This window comes from Christiangramia oceanisediminis, assembly GCF_022570735.2.
In the GTDB taxonomy this organism is placed as follows: Bacteria; Bacteroidota; Bacteroidia; order Flavobacteriales; family Flavobacteriaceae; genus Christiangramia; species Christiangramia oceanisediminis.
Map to the genome: position 1 here is coordinate 1,405,997 of NZ_JANCNS010000001.1, position 15,722 is coordinate 1,421,718.

Below are 15,722 nucleotides of genomic sequence, written 5' to 3' on the forward strand. Positions count from 1 at the left end.
CCCCCGCTTTCGCGAAGGCTTCTAATTTTATTTTAGATCTAAAACTTCAGATCTTTTTAGTACCTGTAATATTCAGGTTTGAAAGGTCCCTGGACCTCAACCCCAATATATTCAGCCTGGTCTGGTCTAAGCTCTGTAAGCTCAACACCAATTCTTTCCAGGTGAAGTTTTGCAACCTTTTCATCAAGATGTTTTGGAAGCATATAAACCTCATTCTTGTATTGATCTGTATTATTCCAAAGTTCGATTTGCGCAAGGGTCTGGTTGGTAAATGAGTTACTCATTACAAAACTTGGGTGACCAGTAGCACAACCAAGGTTTACCAGGCGACCTTCAGCCAGAAGAATAATGTCTTTCCCGTTGATGGTATATTTATCTACCTGAGGTTTGATCTCTACTTTTGTGTCTCCGTGATTCTGGTTCAACCAGGCAACAGCGATCTCATTATCAAAATGACCAATATTGGCAACAATAGTCTTGTCTTTCATCGCTTCAAAATGCTCCCCGCGAACTATATCTTTATTTCCAGTAGTAGTGATCACGATATCAGCTTTTGGAAGAACTGTTTCCAGTTTCTTCACTTCGAACCCGTCCATAGCTGCCTGAAGGGCACAGATAGGATCGATCTCGGTAACAGTTACGATAGAACCAGCTCCTTTAAAAGACTGGGCTGTTCCTTTTCCAACATCACCATAACCGCAAACAACTACTCGTTTACCGGCAAGCATCACATCTGTAGCACGACGAATCGCGTCTACCGCACTTTCACGACATCCGTATTTATTGTCAAATTTCGACTTGGTAACCGAATCGTTCACGTTGATCGCAGGCATAGGAAGCGTTCCTTTTTTCATGCGCTCATACAGTCTGTGAACTCCGGTGGTAGTTTCTTCTGAAAGTCCTTTGATACCTTTTCCAAGTTCAGGATATTCATCAAGCACCATATTGGTAAGGTCTCCACCGTCATCAAGGATCATGTTCAACGGCTTGCGTTCTTCTCCGAAGAAAAGAGTTTGCTCGATACACCAGTTGAATTCCTCTTCGGTCATTCCCTTCCAGGCATAAACCGAAATCCCTGCAGCAGCAATAGCAGCAGCGGCGTGATCCTGCGTAGAGAAGATATTACATGAACTCCAGGTAACTTCAGCACCAAGCTCCACTAGTGTTTCGATAAGCACGGCAGTCTGGATGGTCATATGTAAACATCCCGCAATTCTCGCTCCTTTTAAAGGTTTAGATTCTCCATATTCTTCACGAAGTGCCATCAAACCTGGCATTTCGGCTTCAGCAAGTTCGATCTCACGACGGCCGTATTCGGCCAGCTCAATATCTTTTACTTTATAGGCGGTATACGGTACTGTTTTAGTCGACATATTATTATATTTGAATATTAGCAATTTTGTGCCTGCAAAAATAAGGAAAAGCTTAGAAAATATATGCCTCTTTATAAAACAATAACAGTTGATGAACACACTAAAGTCTTCATTTGGAAGGTGGAAGAATCTTTGGAATGGCTTTCAAAGGATGTGGAACTAACCGATCACTGCCGCAGGCGTGTCCTCGGAATGAAGTCAGAAATACATCAGCGTGGTTTTATGAGTATCAGGCATTTGCTGGCCGAAGCAGGTTATACAGATCATGACCTGTATTATGATGATTATGGTAAGCCGCATTTAAGGGATGATAAATATATCTCGATCACTCACTCTTTCAATTTTACTGCGATCATCGTAAGTAACCGGGATGTAGGCATCGATATTGAAAAACAGCGGAACAAGATCCTGACCATCGCTAATAAATTCACACCACTGGATGAATATCATACCCTGGCCAATGAGGAGGCACTAATTCGGAAACTCACCATTGTCTGGGGTGCTAAAGAATCGGTTTATAAATTGATCGCCCAGCCAGGAGTTGGCTTTTTGCAGCACATCAATGTGACCGATTTTGATTTTGATGATCTTAAGACCACTACACACGTTAGATTTAATGGTCTTGACGCCTGGTTTGATGTAGCCTTTCTCGAATTCGAAAATTTCACCTGTGTCTATGCCATGCCTTCTAATTCTAATTTGACAGCCTGATGATCGAGGTGCAATCCTACCTGGAAGAGATCCGGCAGGCCAGCATTGAAAACCGGAAATTACTATCGGTTCTTGTAGATCCCGATAAATTCGATGAAAATAATGCTTCTGAATTCATTCAAAAATTACCAGCAGAAGCCAGCCATATTTTTGTTGGCGGGAGCACTGTAGAAAAAGGACGTACCTGTGAGGTGGTGAAAGTTATTAAGAATCTTAGCCAGTTACCGGTCATTCTTTTCCCCGGTGATCACTCCCAGATCTCTCCTTATGCCGATGCCCTGCTTTTTCTAAGTCTTATTTCCGGAAGAAACCCAGAATTCCTGATCGAACAACAGGTGCGATCGGTAGAAAAAATTAAGAATACGAATCTTGAAATTATTCCAACGGGTTATATCCTAATCGATGGGGGTAATGAGACCTCTGTTCAGAAGGTGAGTAAAACCATTCCATTGCATCAGGATCAAATCCCGCAAATCGTGAATACGGCACTGGCAGGTCAATATTCAGGAAAAAAGCTACTCTATCTCGAAGCAGGAAGTGGTGCGGTATTCCCGGTTTCTGCTGAAATTATTGAGAATGTAAAGTCAGCACTGGATATTCCGGTGATTGTAGGAGGAGGTATCCGCAGCATACAACAACTTCAGAAGGCGTATGAGGCGGGCGCCGATATGGTTGTGATCGGGACCGCTTTTGAAAATGGTTCTTTTCAAGGATAACTGTCATCCAGAGCGCAGTCGAAGGGTATTTTTGCTGAACTTTTGATCCTGCTCCATTCGACTGCAAGATTTTTTTCTGACAAAAAATCAGCAAAAACTCCACTTTTCTTTCAGTCATAAAAAAGCTTAATTTAAACCTGTATAATTCTTAATCAATAAGTTATGAAAGATGTAAATCCCGTGGTCTGGTTCGAGATCTATTGCAACGACCTGGAACGTGCTAAATCATTTTATGAAAAAGTATTTCAAACTACTTTATCCCCCCTGGGGAACCCTGTTCAGGATGACGATCTTAAAATGCTGGCTTTTCCCGGCGATATGGAAACCAAAGGAAAAACTTCGGGCGCGCTGGTACATACTAAAGGAATGGAAGCTGGAGGGAATAGTGTGGTGATCTATTTTTCAAGTGAAGATTGCAGCGTTGAAGAGAACAGGGTAAAGGATGCCGGCGGAGAAGTGCTTAGATCAAAAATGTCTATCGGTGAATTCGGATTTGTAAGTATTATTAAGGATTCTGAAGGGAATATGATCGGGATACATTCTATGGAATAAATGGGCACTTCGACAGGCTCAGTGCAGCAACTTTTTCGTCAGCCTAAACTATTTTCAGGGTCTCAGGAGATGCTCAAGCAGTTTCAGCATGATGTGAATATTCTTAATTGAACATTTCGACCTCATGTAAAAATCTCTTTCCTATTATTCAATTATCAATTGCCGGTTTCCATTCAGTTTTGGCTAAATTTGGATTGAAAATAGAATTATATGAAGATTTCAGTAGAACTAACCTTAACACCCATTCAGGATAATTACGAACCGGCGATCATCAATTTCATCAAAAAAATGCGTGAATCGGGGCTTACAGTAAAGGAAAATCCTCTTAGTACTCAGGTTTACGGCGATTATGATGAGGTGATGGGATTGTTGAACAAAGAGATCAAAAACGCTTTTGAAGCCATTGATCGTGGACTAATGTATGTGAAGATCGTAAAATCTGACCGCAGCGAGTATGCAGCCGATTTTTGATTTTTTCTTTGATCAGTATTCAGGATACCCAACTTTATACATAATTCTTGAGATCATTGCGGTGATCTTTGGTTTTTTATCGGTCTGGTATTCCAAGCAAAACAACATCCTTGTATACCCAACCGGTATTGTGAGTACGCTCATATTTGTATACCTGCTCTGGCAATGGGAATTGCTTGGGGATATGATGATCAACGCCTATTATTTCTCTATGAGTATTTATGGCTGGTACATCTGGACCCGCAAGGTAGATCCTAATCATTATACTCCTATTACTTCTACAACCCGGAAAGAGCAGGTGAAATCGGTATTTATTTTTATCGGGACATTGCTGTTCGTCTTCGCGGTCTATGAATATTTCGAAAAATGGAATAACTGGACCGCCTATGTAGATACTGTCACAACCGCGATTTTTTTCGTAGGAATGTGGCTGATGGCGAAGCGGAAGATCGAGAACTGGATCTACTGGATCATTGGGGACCTTATTTCGGTACCGCTGTATTTCTATAAAGGTCTTACCTTTACCAGTCTGCAATACCTGGCCTTCACCATTATTGCGATATATGGTTATCAAGCATGGAAGAAAAACTTGCGCAACGACCTGCGTCCTGCATAAAAATCGTCCTTTTTGGACCAGAATCTACCGGTAAGACCACCCTTTCTGAAGATCTTGCTGAATATTTCAATGCACCCATGGTGAAGGAATATATGCGGGAGTATCTACAGCAGGTATGGGAAACCGAAAAGCGCATCTGCGAACCCAGGGATATTATTCCTATCGCGGAAGGACAAATGGAAGCTGAAAACCAACTCGCGGAACAGGCAGATGAGCTGTTGATCTGTGATACAGACCTGCTGGAGCTAAAGGTGTATTCCGAAGCTTATTATGAGGGATACTGCGACCCCCAACTTCTTAAACATGCGTTAAACAATCGCTACGATCTCTACTTTTTAACGTATATTGATGTGCCCTGGACGCCAGATGATCTAAGGGACAGGCCGAACGATCGGGAAGCCATGTTTGACCGATTCAAAAGTTCGCTGGATCAATATCAAAAACCTTATTTCATTCTCAAGGGTGACCGGGAAAAACGCCTGAAAATGGCCGTGAATAAAATTAACCAACTTTTAAAAAGATAGAATCGTGAGTTTCACTGAAAAGGATGTTTTACAAATCAAGAAGAAAGGAATAACCACCGGGGAAGTAGAAGAGCAAATAGCCATATTCAAACGGGGAAACATCAAGGTAAATATTACGGAAGCTGCTACGGTAGGCAACGGGATCAGCAGGATTAGCGAGGAGGATAAGAAGAAATTACTTTCTGTTTATGAAGGAGAAAAGGAGCAGCACAGTATATTGAAATTCGTACCTGCCTCTGGTGCGGCAACCAGAATGTTCAAGGCCTTACATAATTTTGCAGATGAATTTGATCCTGAAAAACATGAATTAAGAGAATATCTCGATTCTACCGGGGATAAGGATCTTCAACGATTCTTCAGGCACCTGGAGAAGCTTCCTTTTTATGAGCATGCTTTAGAAAAGGCCCGGAATAACCATCCCGATTATGAAGAAAGAACTTCAGAGGTTCAAACACAATTACTGGTAAAAACAATTCTGGAATCCAATGGACTTTATTTGAGCAATCTACCAAAAGGCCTGGTTCCTTTTCATAAATACAACACCCATATTGCAACGGCTTTTGAGGAACATCTTATTGAAGCCGCCCGGTATATTAGCGTAAACGGGGTCGCGAAGGTGCATTTTACCGTTGCCGAGGAAGACGAAGAAAAGTTCAGATCTGAATGGAAGCAGGTAAAATCCAGGGTTGAGGATAAGACAGGTGTGAAATTCGAGATCGAATATTCATTCCAGGATCCCAAAACCGATACCATCGCCGTAGACAACGATTTCAATCCGTTCAGAACTCAGGAAGATAAGCTGTTTTTCAGGCCCGGTGGTCATGGGGCGCTAATCGAGAACCTGGACCGACTCAAAGAGGAGATCGTTTTTATCAAGAATATCGATAATGTGGTGACCGAATCCAACATCGGGAAAGTCGTGGAGTATAAAAAAATGCTTGGCGGAAAACTCTTCCAGGTGCAACGCAGTATTTTCCAGTATCTGAAAATGCTGGACACCGGGGATGTTACCAGGGATAAATTACATGAAATTCAAAGTTTTTTAAAGAAGGAGCTATTTCTGGAAACCGAATCTGAAAAAGAGATCACAGCCGAATACCTTAAAAATAAACTACACAGGCCTTTGCGTGTCTGCGGAATGGTCAAAAATGAAGGAGAGCCCGGCGGAGGTCCTTTCCTTGTAAAAGATAAGGATGGTGAGATCTCGCTTCAGATCATCGAGGGTGCCCAGATCGATAGCGACAATCCCGAACAGGCTAAGATCGCAAGAGAAGCGACTCATTTTAATCCTGTAGATATCGTTTGCAGCCTGAAGGATCACAACGGGAAATCCTTTGATCTTAACGAATATGTAGACGAAGACATGAGTTTTATTGCCGATAAAACTAAGGATGGGAAGCCACTGAAAGCCCTGGAAAGACCCGGTTTATGGAATGGCGGAATGGCAAAATGGAATACGATCTTTGTAGAAGTTCCCGTTGAAACGTTCAATCCGGTAAAGACGGTTTCAGACCTGTTGAAGGATTCCCACCAGCCGGCCTAATATGGAGGAAGCTATATTACTGAACGAGCTCGAGTTTAAAGCGGTGCGAAGTTCCGGACCCGGAGGGCAGCATGCGAATAAGACCGCGACCAAAGTTGAGCTTAGTTTTGATGTCCAGGCATCTGAAGCTCTTTCAGAACCCGAGAAAGAAAGGATAATTCGAAAACTCGCTTCCAGGATCAATAAAGAAGGGATTCTTAAAATGAGCAGCGAGGAATCACGAAGTCAGCATACCAACCGGGAGATCGTTATTCAGAATTTTATTGAAGAACTGAAGAAAGCCCTTAAAAGATCCAAGCCCAGGAAAAAAACAAAACCTACAAAAGCTTCCAGGATAAAAAGATTGAAAGCCAAAAAGAAAAAGTCTGAGATCAAGGCAAACCGAAAAGATCCGCTCAAGTAAGACGGGGAAAATTTCTACACTTTTTGGGGTTGCTCTACAGCGATACACAGTTATGAATGGGATCATAGAAATCACTAATATTCCTTAAAGCCTTATTTTTCAGTAACTAATCGAAAATGATTGGCCTTTCTTTCAAATGGTACAGTTTTTACAATAGTCTCTATAGGTTAGTATTGGGAATGGAATAAATTACTAACTAGTAATTATTCTGTTTTATAATTTAGATTTTCGGATTGAAAAGGCTCCTTTACGGGAGCCTTTTTCTATTTAGATAAACTAAGTAGCACAAAACAGCAATCACATGTGTGTTATTTTCCACATTTTTGACAGGTAAAATCTTAAAATTCTACATAATATTTTGTGAAAATGGAAGGTTGAATTTTAATAATGCACTGAATACAAGGCTTTATTGAGAATTGTGCAAATTCGGCATAATTATTTATCTATATAGTTCATCAATTCTTAAATGATAGAAATTATGAAAAAGTTTGTTTTAAGTATTATGTGTACCGGTGCGTTGTTCTTTGCAACCCAGAACATGAGCGCCCAAGTAGAGGAAGTAGAAGAGATTTCAACAGAGGTCGAAATGCAGGAGGAATATGCAAGTGTAGAGGTAAGTGAGCTTCCACAGGCGGTTAAGGATGCTATTGAAGCCGATTACAGCGGGGCAGTAGCTACTGAAGCCTGGATGAAGACCAAAGAGGGCAAAAAAGTATATAAGCTTAAACTCGATGTGGATGGTAAAACCGAAAAGGTTTATATAGATCAGGACGGTAACTGGATGAAAAAAGATAAAAATAAAGATACCAAATAATAAAGCCCTGTAGACCGAGAAACCAACTCCGGGCAGGCAGATGAATGAAATAATTGAGGGAATTCTACCCCGGCAGCAACAAACAAAAAGGTGGGCAACTTCAGGAATACCTGAACTATAAAGCTAACTAACAATAAACCTCCACTTTTTTGTTTGTTTTTAATGAAATTGGAAATCTGCAAAATGGAATTCAGGACAGGAATATCTGTCTTTAAAGGGAAGTTAAAATTAACTTCCCTTTTTTATGTTTTATTTTAAAATTTTATGATTTAAAGATTCTTACCTTTGCCGTGCTATAAAACTCGTGTATGTCTAAAGTTCTGGTAGTTGAAGACGATGTGGCCTTTGGTACCATGTTAAAAACCTTTCTAGAGAAAAGGGATTATCAGGTTAGTTTGGTTTATTCGGCTGCAGAGGCCTTCAGTAAAATATCAGCAAATAAGTTCGATCTGGTTCTAACCGATGTTCGGTTGCCTGATAATGACGGTTTGGAGATCCTTCAGAGAGTGAAGAATGAGAATCCTGCCACCCAGGTAATCGTCATGACTAGTTATGCCGAGATCAGTATGGCAGTAAAGGCGATGAAAGAAGGCGCCTTCGATTATGTTTCAAAACCTTTTAGACCGGAATCCATACTTCAGACAATAAATAATGCCCTGGAAAGTGGGGAGGTAATCGTGGAGCCTGCTAAGCCTAAAACGGTTAAGAGATCTGGTTCGACCTATCTGAATGATGATTCAGAAATGGTTAAAGGAGTTAGTGAAGCATCCAGGCGTCTCAATGATTATGTGGAACTGGTAGCACCCACCAATATGTCTGTTCTTATTACGGGTGAAAGTGGTACCGGAAAGGAGCAGATCGCCAAAAGCATACACCTTCAAAGCAAAAGAAGTTCAGCTCCATTCATCGCGGTAGACTGCGGTGCGATTCCAAAGGAGATCGCTTCCAGTGAATTCTTTGGCCATATAAAAGGTTCATTTACCGGGGCGATTAGTGATAAAACCGGGCATTTTGAAGCAGCTAACGGTGGAACATTATTTCTCGATGAGATTGGAAACCTTACTTATGAACTACAGGTACAGTTGCTGCGCGCACTTCAGGAAAGAAGGGTAAAACCAGTAGGGAGCAATACCGAGATACAGGTAGACATCAGGGTAGTCACAGCTACCAATGAAGACCTTTCACAGGCGGTAAAAGACGGAGAATTCAGGGAAGACCTTTATCACAGGCTGAACGAATTTTCGATCAAGGTACCGGCACTAAGAGAAAGAAAAGAAGATCTTATGCTATTTGCCAACCAGTTTCTGGATGAAGCGAATAAGGATCTTGAAAAGGATGTGGTTGGTTTTTCAGATGAAGCCATACATGCTTTTAAAAATTACAACTGGCCCGGGAATTTGCGGGAGTTGAAAAATATGGTGAAAAGGGCAGTTTTGCTTACCAGGGATGATTTAATCCCGTTAAAGGTTTTGCCACACGAGATCGCAACGGCTACTCGAAATAATGATAACGATTACGGCCTGTTCAAAAACAGGAATGAAGAACAGCTTATTCTGGACGCACTCGAAAAGACTGGCGGAAATAAAAGCAAAGCGGCACGAATGCTCTCCATAGACCGGAAAACCCTTTACAATAAACTGAAGCAATACGGTATTAAACTGTAGTTTCGGTTCTAAGATCAGCCATCAGGCTGTTCAATCGGTTTTTCAGGTCTTTGAATTCTGCAGGTTTTACTGGTTGCCTTTCCTCGATTTTCATAAGGATCTGAACGATACTCCTGGCTTTCATTTGCCGCAGCATAGGTAACATTCTATGAGCCAGTTTTCCCATTCTATCCTGGTCCTCATTTTTATAAGCCTGCTCGAGTTCTCTTAAACTTTCGCCGGCGCCTTCGAGAAATGCCTGTAAAATGGTTTGCATGGCGGCCTCATCCTGGCCTGAAAACTCGAAAATCTCACTAAGATCATAGGTATCACCTACCAGCTTTTCGCTTTTAGATTTTTCTATAGTATCCTCTTTGCGATATCTTATTTCCAGCAATTCAGCAATTGCCTTTTTTAGGTCCCCGGGTTTATAGGGTTTCAGAAGATTATTATTAAAGCCAACCCTGGAATAAACCTCTTTGGAAACATCGGTTCTGCCCGAAAGCGCAATTACGGGAAGGTCTTTTAATTCTTCCTGCTCACGGATGATCTCGATGAGATCGAATCCGTCGAGAACAGGCATTTGAATATCGGTAAGGATAATATCATATTCCTTTTCTGAAAGTTTCTCCAGGGCGATCTTCCCGTTGCTGGCAGTATCTATCTCGAATCCCATGGATTTAGCCAGTTCTACTGTGAGCGAAAGCTGTCCTGGCTCATCGTCTACGATAAGTGCGCTTAGACCTATATTTTCAAACTTTTTAGGCATGGTGATCTCTGGCTCCTGTTCTTCCTTTTCAATTTCTTCCCGTGCTCCTGAAAGTTTTTTAACCGGGATGGAAATAACGAATTCACTTCCCTTTCCAGGTTCACTATCCACTTTTATAGATCCTTCCAGAAGCTCTGTGAGCCTTTTAGTAATAGCAAGCCCCAGGCCAGAACCGCCAAAACGCTTTTCTATACTGCTGTTTTCCTGGGAGAATTCTTCGAAAATATTTTCCTGCATCGCTTTGGAAATGCCTATTCCCGTGTCTTTTACCTTCAGTTTTAGTATATGGTCATCGGCTTGTTTTTCAATAAGTTCGGCACTGATGAGAATGTGGCCTTTTTCGGTGAATTTCCACGCATTTGAGATCAAATTCGCCAGTATCTGTTTGATCCTGAATGGATCACCCTGTATTTGAGCATTTGTAGCCGGTGAGAACTCAACCTTTATTTCCACATCTTTGTTCTTCTCGGCAGGGATCACATTGTTGATGGTATCCTCGATCAGTTTTTTCGGATTAAATGAGATCTTTTCGATCAACATTTTCCCGGCTTCCAGCTTCGAAAGATCCAGCAGGTCATTAACAAGGTGTAGAATGAACTGTGATGATTTCTTGATCTGGGTGAGATAGTGTTTTTGCTTTTCATCCAGCCCTGTTTTCTGGATCAGATCGGTATATCCCATAACGGTGGTAAGCGGACTTCGAAGATCGTGTGTGATCGCCGCCATGAACTGTTCGCGCCTGGCTAGCAGGGATTCGGCAAACTCCTTTGCTTCTTCGAGTTCCATTCGGTATCGCTGACTTCTGGTTATATCCCCAATGATATTGATAATGAAGAAGATAATAATGATCGCGATGATGGAACCTCCAAAAATGATGATAGTTTGAGTCTCGTTCAGCATCTCCTGGAAAACCTGAGCCCGCTGTACCGAATTTTCACGTTCCTTTTGTTCAAGTCCAGAAAGCAATCTCCTTAACTGCTGGTTCACGATCATATCGTTGTTGAGCAGCTGATTTTCCTTCTGGATGACCTCATTCTGAAATTGACGGTTTGCAAATTCCAGGTCGGTAAGTACCCGTTTCACCGATTGCACCAGTGAATCCAGGCGCTGGCTCGTGATCTGCTCAGCATTGTCTTCGCGGGAATATTCCAGCCACTTAATAAGGACGTCTTTCTGGTAAGGTTTAAGATTTCTGAACCTGTTCTCGTAATTATAATCCTTGAAAGAGGCGTCAATATTTCGTAATTCGGCAAGAGCCTTTGAGTAATAATTGGTATTTCTGTCGGTATCACGAAGGGCTACCAGTTCCTTAAGGTTTTCGGTCTTTTTTTCCAGAAGTTTGGACATGCTGTCCACTTCGGTTTCCAAATCTATATCCTGGTAGGTCTGCTCCAGTTCCCTTAATTTATTGCGAATGGTATCTATCTGGGCATTATAGAGATCCAGTTCATCTTCGTTGCCGGTCTGTATCAAACGACGGCTTATATTTTCAGATTCGTTGAGGTCGGTAGAAATTTCACTAACCAGAATAAGTTGTTGGTTATTCTCGGTATTGGACTGTGCAATTTCTGAGTAGGCAATTACCTGGTTGTAGATATACCACACAGCCAAACCAGCCAGAATGGCTACGATAAGGTAACCAGCAACTACTTTAACCGTGATGTTGCGCTTGGTGTTGGACATTGCTGTAAAATTTAACCAAAATTAAGCCAATTCTGTGAAATCTGACGATTTGTATTGCTTTTCTGAAAAAGCATGTTACATTTGCGCAAAATCTCAAAGGGGTGCCATGTTTATGACATGGCTGAGATCATACCCAATGAACCTGGGCAGGTAATGCTGCCAAGGGAATGTGCGAAAGCACAGTGTATGCACTCCTGTTATTGCGCCATGCAGTATCAGGATTTTTTATTTTAAACCAAAACCAAAGAATAATCGCCCCTTTTATTCGTAAAAATCTTTACGGATGAAATTTGTATTATCTTTTTTGGGTCTTTTCTTTTTGACATTACAGGCCCAGTCCCAGGAATTTACCGTTTCTGGCACAGTTACCGAAAATGGCGTTCCTATTGAGGAAGCCTCAGTTTATGTGAGGAGTATAGGCTCCGGAACCCTTACCGATGAAAACGGAAATTACCAGATCAACCTCCAGGAAGGTGAATATGTACTGGTCTTTTCCTTCGGAAATCAAAAAATAAAAGAGATTGACCTGAACGGAGACATGGAAGTGAATGTTGATCTTTCCGGTGCCAGGGAATCTCTGGAGGAGGTCTTTTTATCCTCGGTTAGGGTGAATGCACAGTCACCTATTACCTACAGTAACTTAACCAATGAGGAGATCGAAGACCGGAACCTTGGGCAGGATATCCCGGTTTTGATGAGCTATATGCCCAACGTGGTGACCACAACCGATGCTGGAAACGGGGTAGGATACACAGGCATAAGGGTTCGTGGTAGCGACGCCACCCGTGTAAATGTTACCATTAACGGGATTCCTTATAACGATGCGGAAAGCCAGGGAACCTTTTGGGTGAACCTGGGGGATTTTGCCTCTTCAGTAGAGAACTTACAGCTTCAAAGAGGTGTTGGAACTTCTACCAATGGTGCTGGTGCCTTTGGAGCGAGTTTGAACATACTTACCGATTCCTATAAAAAGGAAGCCCAGGCCGAGCTTGCCAATAGTATTGGTTCCTATAATACTTTTAAACACACCCTTAAGTTCAGCACAGGACTTATCAATGACCACTGGGAAGTTGCCGGAAGGGCTTCAAAGATCAGAAGTGACGGGTATATTGACAGGGCGAGTTCAGATCTGAAATCTTATTTCCTGCAGGGGACCTATGTAGATGAAAATACGCTGGTGAAAGCGTTAGGATTTGGCGGAAGTGAACGTACCTACCAGGCCTGGTATGGGATAGATGCCGAAACCCTTGAAAATGACCGAACCTTCAACCCGGCTGGGATGTATACCGATGAGAATGGGAATACCCAGTTCTATGATAATCAAACCGATAATTATAAGCAGGATCACTACCAGCTGCTCTGGAACCAGGAGTACGGTGGTAACTGGTCTTCGAATATCGCGCTTCATTATACCTACGGAAGGGGTTATTATGAAGAATATAACGAGGATGCCGATCTAACTGAATTTGGTCTTCAGCCTTTCATCGCCAACGGGGAAGAGATGACCACTACAGATATAGTGGGTACGAAATGGCTGGATAATCATTTCTACGGAAGTGTTTTCAGCCTGAATTATCAAAACACTAACTGGGATATCACACTGGGTGGTGGCTGGAACAAGTATAAAGGAGATCATTTTGGAGAAGTGCTTTACACCAGATTTGCACGAAATAACGATCCTTACGAGCCGTATTACTTTAACCAGGCAGATAAAACCGATTTCAATATCTACGGAAAGGCCAATTTCGCCATCACCGAAAAACTGGCTGGTTATGCCGATCTGCAGTTAAGAACCATTAATTACGAGACAGATGGCTTGCTGGACGATCAAAGCAGGTTTTTGAATGAAGATAACTTTAGTTTTTTCAACCCGAAGGCTGGTTTAACTTATGAACTAAATAGCGCTAACCAGTTCTATTTTTCGTACGCAAGGGCTCACCGCGAACCCAGCCGTAACGATTATGAGAATGGTGACCCGGAGCCGGAAGAGCTGAACGATTTTGAGCTTGGATGGAGGATAAGTAAACCTTCATTTCAGATCAATTCCAACCTGTATTTTATGGATTACCAGAACCAGCTGGTGTTAACCGGTGGGATAGACGACGTGGGAGCATTTATAAGGGCTAATAGTGGTAACAGTTATAGGCTTGGACTGGAAATCGATGCTGCGTTCAGGCTTTCAGAAAAGTTCAGTGTCAGGCCAAATATCTCACTGAGCAGAAATAAAAATGTGGATTTTGTCTCCACTTTTAACGGAGAGCTGGTGAACTATGGAGATACCGATATTTCATACTCTCCAGAGATCGTAGCCGGAAATATGATCGAGTTCAGGCCGGTAAATGGCCTGGAGCTAAAGCTACTTACCAAATATGTGGGTGAGCAGTACATGAGCAATATTGAGGCTGAAAATTCCAGGCTGGATGCTTACTTCGTGAACGACTTCAATGTACAGTACAGTCTTGGTGATTTCTGGGAATTCAGGGAAGTGATCTTTACCGGGCTGGTGAACAACGTTTTTAACGAAAAGTATGTTTCCAACGGTTATTATTACACCTTTGATGTGCCTAATGAAGATTTGCCTTCAGGCGTGCAGACCTTAGATGGTGCCGGTTATTATCCGCAGGCGACCACCAACTTTTTGCTGGGGCTAAGCCTGAAACTTTAAATATTGTGTTTGAATTTGAAATGCCTCCTTTCCCCGGTCTAAATACCGGGAGAGGAGGTTTTTTAATTCCATACTTCTACGGTGTTACCCGATCTTTGAACCCGGTATGGCTTCATGGTATACTGGCCCTGACCTTCTGAAAGTTCACCCGTTATGATATTATAGGAATTCCCTTCGCAATCGCAGGTTGCGATGATCCCCTCGACCGTCATCCCGGAACATTGACTTGGCGGATGATTGGGATCGCTCAATTCAAATGCCGAAAACTGGGAGCCATTGATGTTGTAAACCACAACGCCTTTTACGCCCTGCTGGTAAGTCACAAATGAGTTTCCTGCGTACTGAAGATCGTTATATTGAGGCAGATTGAGATTATATTGGAGTCTTACCGTAAGATCCGGCAAATTGGGGTTATTCCTGAAATTGTCATCAGAATCTGAGCAGCTTAAGAGCATTAGAAAAACAAGTAAAACCAGATTGATTTTTTTCATCTTAAATCTTTGTGAGGCGAAAATAATATAATTGTTCCTAAAGATTAAATTTCATACATTTGTTAAAGGAAATCCCGCTGAGACTGGGATTTTTTCAGTTAATGACATTAGTTTAAACCTTCCGAACTAGGCTGTTAGATTCGGATTGATCCCGATCCAGGGAGTCTGAAATTTTACTAAAAATCATTATTAGCGATTTTAAGGAACAGGAATTTATTTCCTGGTTCCCGAGTATTAAAACGACAAAGTTATGAGTAAAGTATCTTATTATACCCCTGAAGGGTTGAAAAAGCTCAGAGATGAACTAAATCATCTTAAAGATGTGGAACGGCCAAAAGCTTCTCAGGCTATTGCTGAAGCCAGAGATAAAGGAGATCTAAGTGAAAATGCTGAATACGATGCTGCAAAAGAGGCTCAGGGCTTGCTGGAAATGAAAATATCGAAGCTGGAAGAAGTGGTTGCCAATGCACGGGTGATCGATGAATCTCAGTTAGATACTTCTAAGGTATTGGTTCACTCGCATGTGAAGATAAAGAATAAGACCAATGGCGCCGAAATGGAATACAAGCTGGTAGCTCAGAGTGAAGCCGACCTTAAGTCGGGAAAGATATCTGTAGATTCTCCTATTGGGAAAGGTCTTTTGGGTAAACAGGTTGGTGATACGGCCGAAATTGAAGTGCCTAACGGTACGGTAAAGTTCGAAGTGATCGAGATCTGGAGAGATTAGCAGTTCTGTCTTAATAAACTT

The 15,722-nt window shown here is 42.0% G+C and carries 15 protein-coding genes; 12 read left to right on the forward strand and 3 right to left on the reverse strand.

Annotated features, from left to right (window positions below):
• Positions 1-56 precede the first annotated feature (56 nt).
• On the reverse strand, positions 57-1,373 hold the full coding sequence (ahcY, locus tag MKO06_RS06345; RefSeq protein ID WP_241549838.1) for an adenosylhomocysteinase: 1,317 nt from the start codon (positions 1,371-1,373) through the stop codon (positions 57-59).
• A gap of 63 nt (positions 1,374-1,436) precedes the next feature.
• On the opposite strand from ahcY, the gene MKO06_RS06350 reads away from it, so the two are divergent.
• The 10 genes from MKO06_RS06350 to MKO06_RS06395 all read left to right on the forward strand — a co-directional run bounded on the left by MKO06_RS06350 (position 1,437) and on the right by MKO06_RS06395 (position 9,387).
• Positions 1,437-2,084, forward strand: coding sequence for a 4'-phosphopantetheinyl transferase family protein (locus MKO06_RS06350; protein WP_241549842.1), 648 nt, complete (start codon positions 1,437-1,439; stop codon positions 2,082-2,084).
• Positions 2,084-2,800, forward strand: a complete 717-nt coding sequence (locus tag MKO06_RS06355) for a phosphoglycerol geranylgeranyltransferase (RefSeq protein WP_241549846.1) — start codon at positions 2,084-2,086, stop codon at positions 2,798-2,800. Before MKO06_RS06350 ends, MKO06_RS06355 begins: the two co-directional genes overlap by 1 nt.
• Before the next feature lie 162 nt (positions 2,801-2,962).
• Positions 2,963-3,352 carry a VOC family protein gene (locus MKO06_RS06360; protein ID WP_241549847.1) on the forward strand — a complete coding sequence of 130 codons (390 nt, stop codon included), beginning with the start codon at positions 2,963-2,965 and terminating at the stop codon, positions 3,350-3,352.
• 210 nt (positions 3,353-3,562) lie between these two features.
• Positions 3,563-3,823, forward strand: a complete 261-nt coding sequence (locus tag MKO06_RS06365; RefSeq protein ID WP_241549852.1) for a thiamine-binding protein — start codon at positions 3,563-3,565, stop codon at positions 3,821-3,823.
• Positions 3,807-4,439 carry a nicotinamide riboside transporter PnuC gene (gene pnuC / locus MKO06_RS06370; protein WP_241549862.1) on the forward strand — a complete coding sequence of 211 codons (633 nt, stop codon included), beginning with the start codon at positions 3,807-3,809 and terminating at the stop codon, positions 4,437-4,439. Before MKO06_RS06365 ends, pnuC begins: the two co-directional genes overlap by 17 nt.
• Complete coding sequence (locus tag MKO06_RS06375; RefSeq protein WP_241549864.1) at positions 4,400-4,963, forward strand: AAA family ATPase; 564 nt, start codon at positions 4,400-4,402, stop codon at positions 4,961-4,963. Before pnuC ends, MKO06_RS06375 begins: the two co-directional genes overlap by 40 nt.
• A gap of 4 nt (positions 4,964-4,967) precedes the next feature.
• Complete coding sequence (locus MKO06_RS06380) at positions 4,968-6,506, forward strand: DUF4301 family protein (RefSeq protein ID WP_241549866.1); 1,539 nt, start codon at positions 4,968-4,970, stop codon at positions 6,504-6,506.
• Position 6,507: 1 nt separating this feature from the next.
• A complete protein-coding gene (gene arfB / locus MKO06_RS06385) occupies positions 6,508-6,909 on the forward strand; it encodes an alternative ribosome rescue aminoacyl-tRNA hydrolase ArfB (protein ID WP_241549868.1) in 402 nt (133 codons plus the stop codon).
• A 478-nt stretch (positions 6,910-7,387) separates the two neighbouring features.
• Positions 7,388-7,723: a hypothetical protein gene (locus tag MKO06_RS06390; RefSeq protein WP_241549870.1), complete on the forward strand. Its 336-nt coding sequence runs from the start codon at positions 7,388-7,390 to the stop codon at positions 7,721-7,723.
• Between the two features lie 308 nt (positions 7,724-8,031).
• Positions 8,032-9,387, forward strand: a complete 1,356-nt coding sequence (locus MKO06_RS06395) for a sigma-54-dependent transcriptional regulator (protein ID WP_241549872.1) — start codon at positions 8,032-8,034, stop codon at positions 9,385-9,387.
• On the opposite strand, the gene MKO06_RS06400 is transcribed toward MKO06_RS06395, so the two are convergent.
• Positions 9,377-11,818, reverse strand: a complete 2,442-nt coding sequence (locus tag MKO06_RS06400; RefSeq protein WP_241549875.1) for an ATP-binding protein — start codon at positions 11,816-11,818, stop codon at positions 9,377-9,379. The two genes, MKO06_RS06395 and MKO06_RS06400, sit on opposite strands and share 11 nt — an antisense overlap.
• Positions 11,819-12,101: 283 nt before the next feature.
• Between MKO06_RS06400 and MKO06_RS06405 the strand changes: the two genes are divergently transcribed.
• Positions 12,102-14,483 carry a TonB-dependent receptor gene (locus MKO06_RS06405; RefSeq protein ID WP_241549877.1) on the forward strand — a complete coding sequence of 794 codons (2,382 nt, stop codon included), beginning with the start codon at positions 12,102-12,104 and terminating at the stop codon, positions 14,481-14,483.
• A 62-nt stretch (positions 14,484-14,545) separates the two neighbouring features.
• Here the strand turns inward: MKO06_RS06405 and MKO06_RS06410 are convergent, their stop codons facing one another.
• Positions 14,546-14,974: a Rieske (2Fe-2S) protein gene (locus MKO06_RS06410; RefSeq protein WP_241549879.1), complete on the reverse strand. Its 429-nt coding sequence runs from the start codon at positions 14,972-14,974 to the stop codon at positions 14,546-14,548.
• Between the two features lie 250 nt (positions 14,975-15,224).
• Between MKO06_RS06410 and greA the strand changes: the two genes are divergently transcribed.
• Positions 15,225-15,701 carry a transcription elongation factor GreA gene (gene greA, locus MKO06_RS06415; protein WP_241549881.1) on the forward strand — a complete coding sequence of 159 codons (477 nt, stop codon included), beginning with the start codon at positions 15,225-15,227 and terminating at the stop codon, positions 15,699-15,701.
• The last annotated feature ends 21 nt before the right edge of the window (positions 15,702-15,722 follow it).